The sequence below is a fragment of the Thermococcus gorgonarius genome (assembly GCF_002214385.1).
In the GTDB taxonomy this organism is placed as follows: Archaea; Methanobacteriota_B; Thermococci; order Thermococcales; family Thermococcaceae; genus Thermococcus; species Thermococcus gorgonarius.
This window is the reverse complement of the sequence record NZ_CP014855.1, coordinates 1,403,096-1,417,542: the sequence shown is the minus strand read 5'-3', so window position 1 is coordinate 1,417,542 and position 14,447 is coordinate 1,403,096. Positions and strand designations below refer to the sequence as shown.

Sequence of the window (14,447 nt, the reverse complement as noted above, 5' to 3'; positions counted from 1 at the left end):
AGGGATGTTCGTGGTCATAATGGGTGCCGGTAGGGTTGGATACCTGGTTGCCAAGCTATTGGAGAGTGAGGGACACGATGTTACCGTGATAGAGCAGAACAGCGAGAGGGCTCAGGAGCTTTCCCTTCTTATAAACGGCCTCGTCATTGAAGGAGACGCCACCGATCCAAAAACCCTCGAAGATGCGAACATAAAGCAGGCGGATGCCTTCGCGGCCTTGACCGGGAAGGATGATGCAAACATACTGGCCTGCATTTTGGCAAAGAACCTGAACCCTGAGATATACACTGCGCTCAGGGTTAGCAACCCAAAGAACAAGAGGATATTCGAGCAGGTTCAGGATTTGAAGAAGTACTTCAACTTTATAATCTCCCCGGAGGAGATAGCGGCTGAGTACATCTCGAGGAGCATAACGAGCCCTGGCTTTGACAGGGTGCTCTTCCCGAAGGAAGGGGCTGAGATAGTCAGGTTTGAGATAACTCCCGAGAGCTGGGTTGCTGGAAAGTCCGTTAAAGAACTGAATCTTCCGAAGGACTCTCTGATAGTTGCCATCTACGACAAAAAGGGCTCCCTGATAATTCCCTCCGGTGACACCAGGCTCCCGGACAGGGGTTCGCTCATAATCTTCGCCAAGACTGGAGTCCTCGACAGCATCAAAGAGATATTCGAGAGGAAAAAATCATCGGAGTGAGAGCCATTTCAGGGCCTTTGCTGCCCTCTCTGGTGTTGGGAAGTTCTTTATTCCTTTTTCTTCCAGCAGCTTAACCCCTTCTCTAACGAGCTCTCCAGCCATGAAGTTCACAATCAAAGGCTTGTCACACTCGGCTTCAATTACTGCCCTGGCTATCTCCTCGCTCGGGATGAAGATCGGTGGCACGCAGATCACGAGAAGCGAGTCAACGTTTTCATCCCTGCAAACCGTCTCGATGGTTCTCTTGTACCTTTCGTAGTCTGCATCCGCTATGAGGTCGATGGGGTTCCTGACGGAGCACTGGGGCGGCAGGAAGGAGCGAAGCTTTTGCACGGTTTCCTCGTTAAGCTTAGCCATCTCAAGGCCGAGCTTTTCCAGTTTATCCGTTGCTAAAACGCCCGGCCCGCCGGAGTTGGTTATCACTGCCACCCTCTTCCCTGCTTTTGGATACATCTCGAAGGCTTTGGCGGCATCAAAGAGCTCCTCCATCTCATCGACCTCTATGGCACCGGCCTGTTTGAAGGCCGCGCGGTAGATTTCATAGCTTCCAGCCAGCGAACCCGTGTGGCTGGCGGCTGCCTTGGCACCGCTCGCGCTCTTTCCGGCCTTGAGTACTATGACGGGCTTTTTGCTTGCCGCGTAGCGGAGCGCTTTCATGAAGCGCCTTCCGTCCTTAACGCCCTCGATGTAGAGGGCTATGGCTTTGGTGTTCTCGTCATCGGCGAAGTACTCAAGGAAGTCGCTCTCGTTGAGGTCAGCGGCGTTTCCATAGGAAACGAAGGCCGAGAATCCTATACCCTCATCGTTGCCCATAGCTAAAGCCGCTCCTCCGAAGGCCCCGCTCTGGCTGATTAGCGCCAAACCGCCCGGCTTCACGCGGACTTCGAAGGAGCCGAAGAACTTTCCGTGGACGCCGAAGATGCCGGCGCAGTTGGGACCTATTATTCTGATGCCATGTTTTTTCGCCTTTTCAACAAGCTCGCGCTCCAGCTCAACGTTTCCAACCTCAGAAAAGCCCGCACTTATGACGACGGCACCCTTGATGAGCGGTCCTATCTCATCGATTAGAGCCGGAACTATCTTTGCCGGAATCGCTATTATTGCAACATCAACAGGCTCGTTGAGCTTTGGTTTTATCCGGAAGGTTTTTCCGTTGACTTCTACAGTTCCCCCCTTTGGATTTATCGGTAGAATCTTCCCGGTGAACTCACCCTCAACGATGTTCCTCAGGATTTCGTAGGCTATGGCCCCTCTTTTAAATGATCCAAAAACGGCAACGCTTCTCGGGTAGAAGAAGAAAGACAGCTCGGCCATACTTTCACCTCCCTTTTTGGGATGGATATCCCCCGATGGTTTGTTTGAATTTTCGTTCTAACTGCTTCCAAAAGCCTTAAAGGTGTTTGGGACAACTTCTTTTAAGGGGGTTCCATGAAGTTCGGGATAGTTGCCCGTAGGGACAAAGAAGAAGCCTTAAAACTCGCCTACAGGGTGTACGACTTCCTCCGGATTAGCGGGTACGATGTGGTAGTTGATTCAGAAACGTACCAGAACCTTCCTCAGTTTGACCCGGGAGGTGTTCTTCCGCTCGAAGAGTTCGACGTGGACGTAATAATCGTAATAGGCGGAGACGGTACGATACTTAGAGTGGAGCACAAGACAAAGAGGGATTTCCCGATACTCAGCATCAACATGGGTACTCTGGGTTTTCTTACGGAGGTTGAGCCCCACGAGACCTTTTTTGCCCTCAGCAGGTTTCTTGAGGGAGAATACTACATCGATGAGAGGATGAAGCTGAGGACGTACATAAACGGGGAAAACATTATCCCGGATGCCCTTAATGAGGACGCCATACTTACTGGAGTTCCGGGCAAGATAGTGCACCTCAAATACTATGTGGATGGTGGTCTGGCCGATGAGCTCCGGTCAGATGGAATTATAATAGCGACCCCAACTGGATCGACGGGTTATTCCCTCTCTGCAGGTGGACCGTTCGTTGATCCCCGGCTGGAGCTTTTTGTGATAACCCCTCTGAACCCGATAGCACTAGGTTCCAGGCCAATGGTTGTTCCCTCGACGAGTGAAATTGAGGTAATTTCTCTCCCGCCAGAGAGGGAGCTTATCCTCTCGGTGGACGGACAGTTCTACACGAGGCTTGAGCCGGAAGCCGAGATAAAAATAAGAAAATCCCCTAGAAAGACGAAATTCATTCGTTTTTCTCACGAGATTTATCCGAAGTATCCTCTCCGCCTAAAGAGGCGGTTTTAGGCTTTAAACCAAACTTTGCAACGAGGATAATTCCAACAATCAATGGAAGCCAGAACGAGATTATTCTATCCAAAATGCTTGCAGTTACTGCCATTTCCCTTGTTATCCCCAGGAGGACAAAGGATCCCGCGGTGACCGCTTCTATCAATCCGGCACCTCCAGGTATGATGCTTATTAGTCCGACTGCAGTCCCTATCATCTGCACTATCATCACATCGGTGAAACTCACCCAGTAGCCCAAGCTTATAAAGACGAGATAGTTCCTGAGGATTACAAAGAACCACGTGAGAAATGAATATCCTAGGGCCACTGTGAACGTTTTTTTGTCCTTTGATACAGTTCTCAGGCTGTTCGTGAAGTGAGGTATGTTTGTGTCAACGAGCTGGCTGAATTTTTCCTCATACTTTAACACCCTCGAGGGCATTATCCTTACCAGTAACCTGAAAAGCCCAAACACAATCTTTCTCATTCTCCTCTCGCTGGCTATTACGACGGTTGCGAGCCCTGTAATGGAAATAAGGATAATGTTGAGGAGAAGAAGCAGGGTGAAGAGAGAGTAGACTCCTCCCCAGTAAGCGTAGAACATTGAGAGAAGCATCATAACCATGACGGGGATTAGATCTAGGATTCTATCTGCCGTAACACTCGCGAGTATTTGTCCGTATGATGATCCTGTTCTCTTTGCAAGGTAGTAGGTTCTGAGGGCTTCCCCCCCGCCCCTGGCACCAGGGGTTATGTTGTTGAAGAGTATTCCTACAAACAGTGCTGCAAAAGTGTCCCTAAATCTGGCTTTAACATCGACCCCCTCGAGCAGAACATGCCATCTCAGGGCCCAGGTTATTATACCTCCCAGATAGGCAAGCAGAGCTACTCCCAGCCATGTTAGGCTGGCTCTACTGAGTATTGTGAGCACGTCCTCGGTTCCGGCCCACCAGATGAGGGCCAGTATTACCGCAAAGCCAGCGAGGAAGGGCAGCGCTTTTTTCCACTCCATCCTTCACACCTTCCTCAGCCGCGCTATGAAGAAGCCCTGCGTCATGTGCCTGTTGGGGTAGAACCTCTGGACTTCTTCGATTCCAATCCCCTGTGAAGCAATGAATATCGGCTGCTCCTCGAGCTTTAATCCTTTTTCAAGCATGAACTTCACGTTTGCTTCGTTCTCCTCGTAGCTGATCGTGCACGTTGAGTAAACCAGAACTCCGTCCTTCCTCAGGGATTTTATGGCTGCCCAGATGAAGGCTCTTTGATACCTGGCCGTGGCCTCTATGTCCTTCGGCGTTCTGCTCTCCCAGAGCTTGGGCCTTATGCCCAGTGCCGTGCACGGTGCATCGAGGAGGATCTTATCTGCCTTTATTCCCAGCTCGGGAAGCTTCCTGGAATCCATGTGGAGCAACTTAACGTTTTTAACCCCAAGTCTCTTTAACTCTTCCTCCATCTTTCTCAGTCTGTTCCTCGATTTGTCGATTGCTATTATCTCTCCCCTGTTCTGCATGAGCTGGGCTATGTGGCTGGTCTTTCCGCCGGGAGCGGCGGCCATATCTATAACCAAGTCTTCCTCGTTCGGCTCAAGAACTCTCGCGGTTACCATCGAAGGCAGACTTTGAGCGTAAAATAGGCCCTCCCTGAAGGACTCCAGCTCGCTAAGGCTGGGTAGCTTGAACTTGGGGAGTGTGACCTCGACAGCTAAGCCCCTCGTTGAGGCCACCATCTCCTTGGCGCTCATCCTGGCGATTCCAATTCCAACTAAAAGGCCCCTTGGATCCCTTATCTCCACCTCGTCACCGGGTTTTATGTCCTTGTCTGCCTTCAGAACCCCAGGTGCGTAGAGCATCGCCCCCTGGTAAACGCTCTCCGCCGCAAACTTATTGGCAACGACTTTTTTGAGACCAGGATCGTAGTCGTCATCGAAATTGGGCCCCTCCCTCTCGAAGTAGATGCCCTCCTTGAGGTAGGGGCTCCTCTTTGGCCTGAGGCCTTCTTTTTTCAGGATGCTAATTAGTTTGGAGCGACTCGTTTTGAGTGTGTTCACCCTTATGTAGTACTTTTCCACTGGAGTTCTGAGGGAGGCCATTATCTCCTCGGCTTCACTCCCGAAGAGCTTCTTATAGTATTCTCTCAGCTCCTGGGGAAAGGCTTCCTCGTAGCTCACGTGGGAACACCTCAGAGATCGAAGATTTCAAAGCGCTTTCCAAGCTCTATGAGCCTCTTTACCCCTTGCTTCAGGGCCTTCGCGGAGCCGAAGTTGGCCTCGAACTGGAAGACCTTCTCGTCGCTCCGGGAGATCTTCTCAAGAACCTCAGTGGGGGAGACCCTTCCGTCGCGCCTCCAGTTGTAGACGTCGTTCAGAAAGTCCTCTGCACCATAGATGAAGCTCCGAGGAAAGATTTCGATGAACAGCCCGACGAAGTTCTCGCTCACCTTCTCCTTCGGAACAGCAACGACGAAGTAGTAACTTTCCGGTGTGGCGCCGACTTCAATCTGAGGCTTTATCTCGAATGCCGGGTGAGGGTATTTCATGAGCCTCCACTCGCCGTCCAGGAAGACGTAAGCACCGAAGACCTCCTCAACATCCTCGACCTTGAAGCCTTCACCCGGGAGCTCGGCCTTAAGTTCTTCGTTGAGCGTGAAAATGCTTTCCCACATCTCGTTCAGAAAGTCGTGAATCTCACGAACGTTTGGCTTTGCCATGTGTCTCACCAAGAAGAAAAAAAGAGGTGTACTTTTTAAGTGTTGAGCCCGGAAAGCTTGGAGTTTATTTGATCCATGATGTTGGTTTTGACGGTCTTTTCAATGGTGGTTAGTTCCACCTCTTTGGTTATCTTCCCTGTCAGAGGCAGATTTATCTGGATTCTGAAGTAGAGTTTGGCCCTTACGGTGCTTTCTTCGCCATTTTTGACGTGCAGGGCCCATACCTTTGGTAGTGAAGACAGGTTTACGTATGTCTTGACCGGCAGTTCAACGGTTCCTCCCGCTGGAATAACAACGTTTCTCTCGCTTTCACCGTAGGCGGCTTCTATCCCGTTGATCCACACCCTGTAAGAGGTTTTCACCAGTGGGAGCGGGTAAGAGTTTGGGTTGTACAGTACCAGAACCGTGGTGAAGACTGCTTTGTCTCCTTCCCTACCGTCGTACCTCACCAGGGTATCCCTTAGCTCTGGCGTCTTGACGCCCGGAATTCCAGCCACCTCGTGGCTCTCTGCAGTCAGATGGATGCTCTCCAGTATCTTCTCCCTAAAGGGAATTGAAGTCTCAATTTCGGTTGAGAGTGCTCCAAAAAGAGCGGGAACTATCTTTACCACTATCTCCCCACTTTCGTTGTTTTCCAGGTATTTGAGAATCGCGTCCACCACTTCCCTGTTGAATATCACTATTTCGCTCTTGAAATCGGTTGAGGTGGGTGAGTACTCCATTCTGCTTAGCTTAGCCACACTTTCGTTCATGAAAATAACTTCTGCGTCTTTCAGCGATATTGGGGCGTAGAGCGGTCTTTTAAAAGAGCCGGTTATTTCTATCGAAGTTCTCTCCTCGCTGACTGGTCCCCACTGAGCATGTAAGCCCGAGATACCCTGACTAATAGAATAGCCCACATATCCCAGCCAGAGAACGAATATCAAAAACACCATTCCAAAGAGCTTGGCGATTGCCCCCATACGTAGTCCCTCTAAAAATATCGGTTAAAAGGAGTTAAAAAAATTAACTGATGTTTTCAATTTTCTCCTTCCAGTTCCCTGGCATTCTGAAGTCCTTCTCGGTGTATAGGCCCTCCTTCTTGAGTATTCCCCTCGCTGCCAAGAGGCCGGTTGCGGCGGCGTTAACGATGTCCCTACTAAGCCCAGCGCCATCTCCCGCTGCAAAAATGCCCTCTATGCTCGTCTCAAGGTTCTCATCAACCTCAACCTTCATCGCGTAGTACTTGATTTCCGGGGCGTAGAGAAGTGTGTGGTCGCTCGCAACTCCCGGAAGAACGCGGTCGAGCTTCTCAAGACCCTCTATGATGTTGGTGACGACGCGGTGTGGCAGGGACATGGCTATATCGCCAGGTGTGACGTGCTTTAAAGTGGGTTCGACGTCACTCCTCTTTATCCTCGCCCACGTGCTCCTCCTTCCCCTCCTCAGGTCGCCGAGGCGCTGAATGAGGGGCTTTCCGCCGCCTATGGTCGTTGCCAGTTGCGCTATGCTTCTGCCGTATGCGGTTGTATCCTCAACGGGCTCCGTCAGCTCTATCCTGCTCAGGAAGGCGAAGTTGGTGTTGTTGCTCTTCTTCCCGTGCATCGAGTGGCCGTTCACCCCAACGTAGCCGTCGTAGCGCTCCTCAACGACGAAGCCGTTCGGGTTGGTGCAGAAGGTTCTCACGAAGTCGTCGTAGGTGTCGGTGTAGATGTGGAACTTGGGGTCGTGGTTTATGCTCGTTATCGGCTCCATCACTATGGCCGGAACCTCAACCCTAACTCCGACGTCAATGGGCCCGTGTCTGGCTTTCAGGCCTATCTTTTTGGCAACGTCGTGGAACCACTCCGCTCCACCCCTTCCGGGCGCGACGATTATGTAGCGGGCCTTAATCTTGAAGACGTCCTTTCCGTGCTTAACTTTAACCCATCCCTGACCGAACTCCAAAGCTTTAGTCCAGAAGAGGAATTTCACGCCTTTGCCCTCAAGGTGCCTCTTGATGTCGCCTATGACTTCAGGCGTCCTGTCGGAACCGATGTGGCGCTGAATTATTGGGATGAACTTCACTCCCGCCTGTGCCGCCCTCTGCTCCCAGTAGCGGACCTGCTCAGGGTCGCCCTTGAAGAGGTTCCTTGGCGCTTTGTGCCTCAGAAAAATCTGGTCAACTTCCCAGACGAGCTGCCAGGCGTAGTTCTCGTCGTTAGTGAGTTCCCTCAGGTCGCCGCCGATGTCGGGGCGGAGGTTTATCGTCCCGTCGCTCAGCCCACCTGCTCCTCCAACACCACTCATTATGTGGCAGGGCTGACAGCCTATGCAGTGGCCGAGCTCGTACATCGGACACTTCCTCTGGTCAACGTCTCCGCCCTCGTCGATAACTAAAATTCTAAAATCGCTCCTTTCCGCGAGCTCGTAGGCCGCAAAAAGACCTGCCGGGCCGGCTCCAATAATAACAACGTCATAGGCTTTTCCGCTTTCGTTGTTAGAAACCATATTTCCCTTGCCAACTTTTATGGAAGGCCCCTTAAAAATCTTTTGGCAATTTTGTGGTTAAAGTATTGGGTAAATTCCAGAATTTTTGAGTATTGAGTGTCAAAAAATTCCCGAAAGCTTTAAACACCTCTGCGCATTAGTGTTTGTCAGTGGGGGGTATGGAAGATAAAAGTTCAGACAAAGCCAAGAACTCGAAAGCTAAAAAGATACACATAATCCACAGCAAGAGACGGCTTATTCAGATGAAGAGAAAGGAGGAGCTCAGCCACAACATCCGCTACATTTCAAAGGTGCCCGTGAAGCTGGTGATGGACACGGAATTTTTGACCCTCCACCCCAGCGACTCGCTTTCAAAGCTTGTACAGGACCTCAGAGGGGAGGAGAGCTCAGCCGTTGTCGTTGACGAGGAGGGAAGGCTCCTCGGCTTTATAACCATGAAAGACCTCCTAAACTTCTTTGAGCCTCCGAGGAGGTACTCCATAGTCGGGGTTAACCTGTTGAAAAAGTACTCTCTAAACCGGGCTTCGCGCGTTGAGGACATAATGGTCAAGAAACCAATAACGATCAACGTTAAGGACGACCTCGGGAGGGCCATAAAGCTGATGCTTGAAACCGGGAAGCACCACCTTCCTGTTGTTGACGATGAGAACCGCGTTCACGGCCTCCTGGAGGTTAAAGACATAATTCGTCTCATACGCATAGTCTCAATGTAACCCTTTAGGCAATCCTTAGTGTGGTCAGAATAAGTGCACAGGGATGATAATCATGGACGTGTTCCTTGAGCTCGCGCTGATACTGATAGTGGCAAAGCTGTTTGGCTACCTGACCGTTCGCCTCGGCTTTCCAGCGGCCCTCGGCCAGCTCATCGGTGGAATCCTCATAGGACCGTCAGTCCTTGGGCTGGTTGGCTATGACGAGGGGGTAAAACTCCTGGCGGAGCTGGGAGTCGTCATGCTCCTATTCTTGGCCGGTCTTGAAACCGACGTCGAGGAGTTCAAGCACGTCGGCGTTCCCGCGTTTATAATAGCCGCTCTCGGTGTCCTCGTGCCCTTTATCTTAGGTTACCTCGGTGCCATGGCTTGGGGATATTCAAGTATTCAGGCGCTCTTTCTGGGCGGCATTCTCACAGCCACCAGCGTCGGTCTTACCACCAGTATACTCATGGAGATGAAGAAGCTCCGCACGAGGGTGGGGACGACGATTTTGGCAGCAGCGGTCGTCGACGACGTGCTCGGTATAATAGTGCTGACGATACTGGTCGGTATAAACACCCGCGGGAGCGTCTATGCGAAGGACCTGCTGATTATCCTTGGTGAGGTCGCGGTCTACTTTGCCCTGGGCCTCCTGGTGGGGCATCCTGCCGTTAAAGAGGCCCTCAAAGCCTCGGAAAAAATAACTCTCCCCGAAACTCTAACTGCTATGGCAATAGCAATAATGCTCATATTCGCCTATCTCGCGGAGCAGTTCCAGATAGCGGGCATAACCGGTGCGTACCTTGCCGGAATCCTGGTCGCCAGTACGGAGGAGGCGAGGGAGATAAGCAACAAGACAATGACAATAGGCTACTCCCTCTTCATCCCGATATTCCTCGTCAGCATTGGAATAGAGAGCGACGTCCGCGTTCTGACCCACGCCGGAGTCTTTGCTCTCGTCTACTCGCTCCTGGGAATCCTCGGGAAGATATTCGGCTGTGGCCTGGGAGCATTCGTCTCCCGCTTCAAACCCAGAGAGGCCCTCCAGGTCGGTGTCGGCATGATACCCCGCATGGAGGTGGCTTTGATAATGGCCAACGTCGCCCTGAGGGAGGGCGTCTTTGACAGGGGCACTTTCGCCATACCCGTGACCATGGTGGTGATAACGACAATAGTAACGCCCTTCCTGCTGAAGTGGGCGTTCTCAAAGGATTAGGGGCGATAGGATGGAGATACTCCTCCTGATAGCCATAATGCTTGCAACGGCGAAGGTCATGGGATACCTCTTCGAGAAAATAGGCCAGCCTGTGGTTCTCGGCCAGATATTCGGTGGCCTTTTGATTGGGATATTCTTTGAGACCAACCCCGTAATCGGCGAGTTTGCAAACCTCGGTGTTTTGCTTCTTCTCTTTATAGCAGGCCTTGAGAGTGAGCTTGAAGAGTTCAAGCGCGTGGGGAAGCAGAGCGTTATCGTTGCAGGCCTCGGCGTGGTTGTTGCGTTTCTTCTTGGCTTTTCCGTTGCCTACTTTTTCGTGCCTTTTCACGAGGCGATACTTTACGGTGCACTTATGACGCCCACAAGTGTAAGCATAACCGTCAAGGTTCTCATGGAGCTCAGAAGGCTGAACACAAAAGAGGGAACGACGATTTTGGCAGCAGCGGTCGTCGACGACGTCCTTGGAATTCTTGTTCTGACCATAGCAATTTCGATAGTAAGGGGTGGCCGGGTCAACTACGCGAATCTCGCGGAGGTTGTAATATCGGTCTCCCTCCTGCTGTTCTTTTTCCTCTACTTCGGCCCGGAGCTGGCGGAGAGGATCTTCAGGTACATTTCAAGGGTGGACCTTCCCGAAGTGGAGACGTCCTTTGCGCTGGTATTTCTCATCGTCTTTGCTTTCTTAGCCGAACACCTCAACCTCGCCTCAATCCTCGGCGCTTACCTAACGGGCCTCGCCCTCGGTCAGAGCTCGAAGAAAAAGGCGATAATGGAGCACATGAACGTCCTCGGCTACTCCCTCTTCATCCCTCTCTTCTTCGTTGAAATCGGAATGAGGATAGAGCTCTCATACATACTCCACGCGGGCCTCTTCGCGGTTCTCTACACGATAGCGGCCGTTCTCAGCAAGGTCATCGGCTGTGGAATCGGTGCAAAGATAGCGGGCTTTGACTGGTTCCCCTCCCTGAGAATTGGGGTGGGCATGATACCGAGGATGGGTGTAGAACTCGCAATGCTCTCGGTTGCAATGGCGAGCGGTATCGTTGGCGGCGACGCGCTCACGGTGGCCATACTAATGGTCTTCACGACGACCATCATAACGCCGCCGCTTTTGAAGTGGATATACTCCAAATAGCTCCGCCAACCGAGTGCTCATCACGATTCAGCCAGTGCCGGTTTCGTCATCGCCTTCGAAGGTTGGCATAGCTTTTTAAATGGGTTTCTGAAGCTTTAGATATGAGCGAGCTCTCCACGATACTCAGTTCGGCACTGCTCATGCTCATCATGATTGACCCGAGCGACAAGATACTCCTCGTTACCTTCCTGCGCGAGGACTTTCACATAGAGGACATAAAGGCCCTTATAATCCGGGCGAACCTCATAGGCTTTCTTCTCCTTGCGAGCTTCGCGATAGCAGGTCAGATAATCCTGCAGGAGATATTCCACATCGACATAAACGCACTCAAGGTAGCTGGCGGCTTCGTCCTGTTTAAGATAGGCCTTGAGGCACTTGAAGGCGGTGGAATGTTCACCCTCAAGAGGGAGAAGGATATACTGGCCCTAGCGGCCGTTCCAGTCGCGATGCCCCTCATAGCTGGTCCAGCCGCGATAACAGCTGTCATAACCCTAACGGCCGAATACGGCTATGTGGTTTCCCTCTCGGCAACAGCCATAGCGATAGCAATCGTGGCCCTCTCGATGTTTGTAGCCCTCTACATGATGAAATCGGTGAACAAAACGTTCCTCAGCGTGACGATAAGGATAATAGGTCTCTTCATAATGGCCATTGGGGCCCAGATGATGGTTGAGGGTGTCGTTGGAATATACCTCTTAATGACCTCGGCTGGAGGATAACCTTTTAACTTTCCTATCCTTTCTCTAGGGAGGTGGAAGGGATGAAAATTGAGCGCGTTAAGGGGACGAGGGACTTTCTCCCTGGGGAGATGGCGAAGAGACGGTGGGTCTTCGAGAGAATCCGCGAGGTCTTTGAGCGCTACAACTTTCACGAGGTCCTCACGCCGACTTTCGAATACACAGAGCTTTTCAAGCTGAGAAGCGGTGAGGAGGTCGTTAAACAGCTCTACGCCTTCCTCGACAAGGGCGGGCGAGACATCTCGCTTAGACCGGACATGACATCGAGCGTGGCAAGGCTCTACGTTAACCAGTTCCAGACCGCTCCAAAGCCGATAAAATGGTACTACATGGCCAACATGTTCCGCTATGAGGAACCCCAGAGCGGCAGGTATAGGGAGTTCTGGCAGGCCGGCGTTGAGCTCATCGGGAGCGATAAGGTTGAGGCCGATGCAGAGGTCATAGCGCTCTTCGTCGAGAGCTACCTCGCGACGGGTTTAGAGGACTTCACAGTCAATATTGGCGACAGGATTCTGCTCGACGAGTTCGCCAAGATGCTCGGCGTTAAGGATGATATCGGTCTAATGAGGCTCATAGACAAGAAGGACAAGCTCTCAAGGGAGGAGTTCATTAAGGCCCTTGAGGACTTCGGGCTAAGCGACGACGGTGTTGAGAAGGTTCTATCGCTGATTGAAATCAAAGGCGAGCCGGATGAGGTTCTTCCCAAGGCTGAGGAGCTCTTTACGAGCGATGAAGCAAAAGCGGAGATTAAACGCCTTTATCAACTAGTGGATCTTCTCGATGCTTACGGCGTCTCCAAGTGGATAAGGATAGACCTCGGAATAGCGCGGGGTTTTGACTACTACACGAGCGTCGTCTTCGAGGCGATAGCACCGAACGACCTTGGAATCGGCTCGATCGGAGGCGGTGGCAGGTATGACAACCTCATAGAGGTCTTCGGCGGAAAACCAACTCCAGCAACGGGCTTCGCCATAGGAATCGAACGCCTGATTCCCATCCTGGAGTGGAAGGGCCTTATACCAGAGCCAAAGCTCAGGCCGGACGTCTACGTCATTCCCATAGGAGAAGACCTCGAAGTCAAAAAAGCCGCTATTGAGATCGTTTCAGCGATGAGGATGGCAGGAGTTAAAGCGGACGTTGAGCTCACCGGCAGAAAGATAGGCAAGGCCCTCGACTACGCAGGAAGGCTTGGCGTTCCCTACGTCGTCCTCATCGGAAAGAGGGATCTGGCCGAGGGCAAGGTAACTATAAGGGACATGGGCAGCGGTGAACAGAAGGCGGTTGAGAAGGAAAAGGTTGTAGAGGAAATCCTCGGATTACTTGGACTTTAGCTTAGCCTTTTTTTCACTTTGAACTCCTTCGCCTTTCTCTTCATCCTCCACTCCTCAAAGCGCCTCACGAACGGACATTTGGAGCGCCACTTATGGAATACCTTCCGGAGGAATCCAGCCATCAACAATCCCCAGCCTTTATAAGTGGCAACCGTTAAAACCCTTTGTGTCGTAGGGATGATGAATCTGGAGCCCCCTGAGCGGTGAGGAGGTTTCGCGGGGCTGACCGAAATGATAAAGAAGCGCCTCTGCAGGGAGTATATCGAGGAGATAAAGAGGCTTGAGCTCTCGGTCAGGGAGCTTGAGGAGGAGATAATAGAGCTCAGGATGCAGCTCAGGAAGAAGACCGAAGAGGTAACGAGCCTGAGCATAGAGAACACCAGCCTGAGGCACAAGGTGGATCTCCTAGAGCGCAGGGAGAGACAGATTCTGGAGTTTCTCAAAAAGCTGAAGGTGCCCCTAGTGTTGGTAAATGAGGAAGAGTTTGAGGACATCGACTTTTCTGAGGAATAGTCCGAAAACACCTGTCACCATGATGTCATGTATCCAGATGAAACATCGAACTGTACGTAATATATCCAACCAGAGAAATAGTGTTCTAGAGAATTCTTATGAAACATAGATCCTTATTAAAGATACATAACGCCAGGCAGATAATATTTGGATGTTATGCCGTTACGTACTCACAATTTTGAAATTATTGTATGTTAAGTAATAGCGTGTATATGTTAGTGAAAATTTTAGTAACAAGACTTCGAAAGATTTAAATACATGAAGTTCGAAAGAAATGGGAGGAATAACACTGTTATATCGATGGGACTTGAATCCGGGGTATAAAATCCGCCACGGAAAAACCCGGAGGCTCGGCGGATGAGAAGGTCGAAAGTTGAGATTATAGCTGACATAATCAGGTCCACGAACGGTGTCGGGGCCACCAAAACCCAGATAGTTTACAGGGCAAACCTGAACTTTAAGTTAGCCACCAAGTATCTGGAACACCTCCTGGAAAGTGGTTATATCCAGGAAGCAGAACGGAATGGGAGGAAAGTTTTTGTCTCAACTGAAAAGGGACAAGCCTTCCTGAGGAAGTTCTTCGAAATAGCAAGGGATCTGGACGCTTTCCTTTGATCTTCAAGTTGAGCGGTCTGAAAAGAAAGAGATAGAAAGAGCTGGTTTTTTTCTAAATACGCTTATGGTGGAGTCCAGCTGTTACCAGTAACTCT

Annotated in this window: 16 protein-coding genes; 9 read left to right on the top strand and 7 right to left on the bottom strand. The window is 51.2% G+C overall.

Translation table 11 applies throughout. From position 1 onward, the window contains the following. Positions 1-4 precede the first annotated feature (4 nt). Positions 5-691 carry a potassium channel family protein gene (locus tag A3K92_RS07905; protein ID WP_088885737.1) on the top strand — a complete coding sequence of 229 codons (687 nt, stop codon included), beginning with the start codon at positions 5-7 and terminating at the stop codon, positions 689-691. Here the strand turns inward: A3K92_RS07905 and A3K92_RS07900 are convergent. Beyond that, the gene (locus tag A3K92_RS07900; RefSeq protein WP_198361937.1) at positions 680-2,005 is read right to left on the bottom strand and encodes an acetate--CoA ligase family protein; all 1,326 of its coding nucleotides are present in this window, start codon (positions 2,003-2,005) and stop codon (positions 680-682) included. The two genes, A3K92_RS07905 and A3K92_RS07900, sit on opposite strands and share 12 nt — an antisense overlap. Before the next feature lie 114 nt (positions 2,006-2,119). Between A3K92_RS07900 and A3K92_RS07895 the strand changes: the two genes are divergently transcribed. Continuing rightward, positions 2,120-2,956, top strand: coding sequence for an NAD(+) kinase (locus A3K92_RS07895; RefSeq protein WP_088885736.1), 837 nt, complete (start codon positions 2,120-2,122; stop codon positions 2,954-2,956). Here A3K92_RS07895 and A3K92_RS07890 read toward each other — a convergent pair. The 5 genes from A3K92_RS07890 to A3K92_RS07870 are packed head-to-tail and all read right to left on the bottom strand — an operon-like array spanning position 2,895 to position 8,113. Beyond that, positions 2,895-3,950 (bottom strand): lysylphosphatidylglycerol synthase transmembrane domain-containing protein, encoded by a 1,056-nt coding sequence (locus A3K92_RS07890; RefSeq protein ID WP_088885735.1) that lies wholly within the window; start codon positions 3,948-3,950, stop codon positions 2,895-2,897. The two genes, A3K92_RS07895 and A3K92_RS07890, sit on opposite strands and share 62 nt — an antisense overlap. A gap of 3 nt (positions 3,951-3,953) precedes the next feature. After that, positions 3,954-5,105: an RsmB/NOP family class I SAM-dependent RNA methyltransferase gene (locus A3K92_RS07885; RefSeq protein ID WP_088885734.1), complete on the bottom strand. Its 1,152-nt coding sequence runs from the start codon at positions 5,103-5,105 to the stop codon at positions 3,954-3,956. An 11-nt stretch (positions 5,106-5,116) separates the two neighbouring features. After that, a complete protein-coding gene (locus A3K92_RS07880) occupies positions 5,117-5,644 on the bottom strand; it encodes a DUF3201 domain-containing protein (RefSeq protein WP_088885733.1) in 528 nt (175 codons plus the stop codon). Positions 5,645-5,679: 35 nt separating this feature from the next. Continuing rightward, on the bottom strand, positions 5,680-6,606 hold the full coding sequence (locus A3K92_RS07875) for an LEA type 2 family protein (RefSeq protein ID WP_088885732.1): 927 nt from the start codon (positions 6,604-6,606) through the stop codon (positions 5,680-5,682). A 43-nt stretch (positions 6,607-6,649) separates the two neighbouring features. Beyond that, complete coding sequence (locus A3K92_RS07870) at positions 6,650-8,113, bottom strand: NAD(P)/FAD-dependent oxidoreductase (protein ID WP_088885731.1); 1,464 nt, start codon at positions 8,111-8,113, stop codon at positions 6,650-6,652. Between the two features lie 158 nt (positions 8,114-8,271). Between A3K92_RS07870 and A3K92_RS07865 the strand changes: the two genes are divergently transcribed. The 5 genes from A3K92_RS07865 to hisS all read left to right on the top strand — a co-directional run bounded on the left by A3K92_RS07865 (position 8,272) and on the right by hisS (position 13,224). Beyond that, positions 8,272-8,826, top strand: a complete 555-nt coding sequence (locus A3K92_RS07865; protein WP_088885730.1) for a CBS domain-containing protein — start codon at positions 8,272-8,274, stop codon at positions 8,824-8,826. A gap of 52 nt (positions 8,827-8,878) precedes the next feature. Further along, a complete protein-coding gene (locus tag A3K92_RS07860; RefSeq protein WP_088885729.1) occupies positions 8,879-10,021 on the top strand; it encodes a cation:proton antiporter in 1,143 nt (380 codons plus the stop codon). Positions 10,022-10,031: 10 nt separating this feature from the next. After that, on the top strand, positions 10,032-11,156 hold the full coding sequence (locus tag A3K92_RS07855; protein ID WP_088885728.1) for a cation:proton antiporter: 1,125 nt from the start codon (positions 10,032-10,034) through the stop codon (positions 11,154-11,156). 101 nt (positions 11,157-11,257) lie between these two features. Beyond that, a complete protein-coding gene (locus A3K92_RS07850) occupies positions 11,258-11,875 on the top strand; it encodes a MarC family protein (RefSeq protein WP_088885727.1) in 618 nt (205 codons plus the stop codon). Positions 11,876-11,916: 41 nt separating this feature from the next. Beyond that, a complete protein-coding gene (hisS, locus tag A3K92_RS07845) occupies positions 11,917-13,224 on the top strand; it encodes a histidine--tRNA ligase (protein ID WP_088885726.1) in 1,308 nt (435 codons plus the stop codon). Here the strand turns inward: hisS and A3K92_RS09690 are convergent. Beyond that, positions 13,221-13,346, bottom strand: a complete 126-nt coding sequence (locus A3K92_RS09690; protein ID WP_257789294.1) for a hypothetical protein — start codon at positions 13,344-13,346, stop codon at positions 13,221-13,223. The genes hisS and A3K92_RS09690 overlap by 4 nt on opposite strands. Before the next feature lie 109 nt (positions 13,347-13,455). On the opposite strand from A3K92_RS09690, the gene A3K92_RS07840 reads away from it, so the two are divergent. Together A3K92_RS07840 and A3K92_RS07835 are read left to right on the top strand one after the other, a co-directional pair. Next, positions 13,456-13,737, top strand: coding sequence for a hypothetical protein (locus A3K92_RS07840; RefSeq protein WP_088885725.1), 282 nt, complete (start codon positions 13,456-13,458; stop codon positions 13,735-13,737). A gap of 357 nt (positions 13,738-14,094) precedes the next feature. Beyond that, positions 14,095-14,352, top strand: a complete 258-nt coding sequence (locus A3K92_RS07835) for a winged helix-turn-helix domain-containing protein (RefSeq protein ID WP_088885724.1) — start codon at positions 14,095-14,097, stop codon at positions 14,350-14,352. Positions 14,353-14,447: the final 95 nt, after the last annotated feature.

Coding starts and splice junctions, on each gene's coding strand:
- A3K92_RS07905 (WP_088885737.1), top strand. CDS start 5: ATGTTCGTGGTCATAATGGGTGCCGGTAGGGTTGGATACCTGGTTGCC.
- A3K92_RS07900 (WP_198361937.1), bottom strand. CDS start 2,005: ATGGCCGAGCTGTCTTTCTTCTTCTACCCGAGAAGCGTTGCCGTTTTT.
- A3K92_RS07895 (WP_088885736.1), top strand. CDS start 2,120: ATGAAGTTCGGGATAGTTGCCCGTAGGGACAAAGAAGAAGCCTTAAAA.
- A3K92_RS07890 (WP_088885735.1), bottom strand. CDS start 3,950: ATGGAGTGGAAAAAAGCGCTGCCCTTCCTCGCTGGCTTTGCGGTAATA.
- A3K92_RS07880 (WP_088885733.1), bottom strand. CDS start 5,644: ATGGCAAAGCCAAACGTTCGTGAGATTCACGACTTTCTGAACGAGATG.
- A3K92_RS07875 (WP_088885732.1), bottom strand. CDS start 6,606: ATGGGGGCAATCGCCAAGCTCTTTGGAATGGTGTTTTTGATATTCGTT.
- A3K92_RS07870 (WP_088885731.1), bottom strand. CDS start 8,113: ATGGTTTCTAACAACGAAAGCGGAAAAGCCTATGACGTTGTTATTATT.
- A3K92_RS07865 (WP_088885730.1), top strand. CDS start 8,272: ATGGAAGATAAAAGTTCAGACAAAGCCAAGAACTCGAAAGCTAAAAAG.
- A3K92_RS07860 (WP_088885729.1), top strand. CDS start 8,879: ATGGACGTGTTCCTTGAGCTCGCGCTGATACTGATAGTGGCAAAGCTG.
- A3K92_RS07855 (WP_088885728.1), top strand. CDS start 10,032: ATGGAGATACTCCTCCTGATAGCCATAATGCTTGCAACGGCGAAGGTC.
- A3K92_RS07850 (WP_088885727.1), top strand. CDS start 11,258: ATGAGCGAGCTCTCCACGATACTCAGTTCGGCACTGCTCATGCTCATC.
- hisS (WP_088885726.1), top strand. CDS start 11,917: ATGAAAATTGAGCGCGTTAAGGGGACGAGGGACTTTCTCCCTGGGGAG.
- A3K92_RS09690 (WP_257789294.1), bottom strand. CDS start 13,346: ATGGCTGGATTCCTCCGGAAGGTATTCCATAAGTGGCGCTCCAAATGT.
- A3K92_RS07840 (WP_088885725.1), top strand. CDS start 13,456: ATGATAAAGAAGCGCCTCTGCAGGGAGTATATCGAGGAGATAAAGAGG.
- A3K92_RS07835 (WP_088885724.1), top strand. CDS start 14,095: ATGAGAAGGTCGAAAGTTGAGATTATAGCTGACATAATCAGGTCCACG.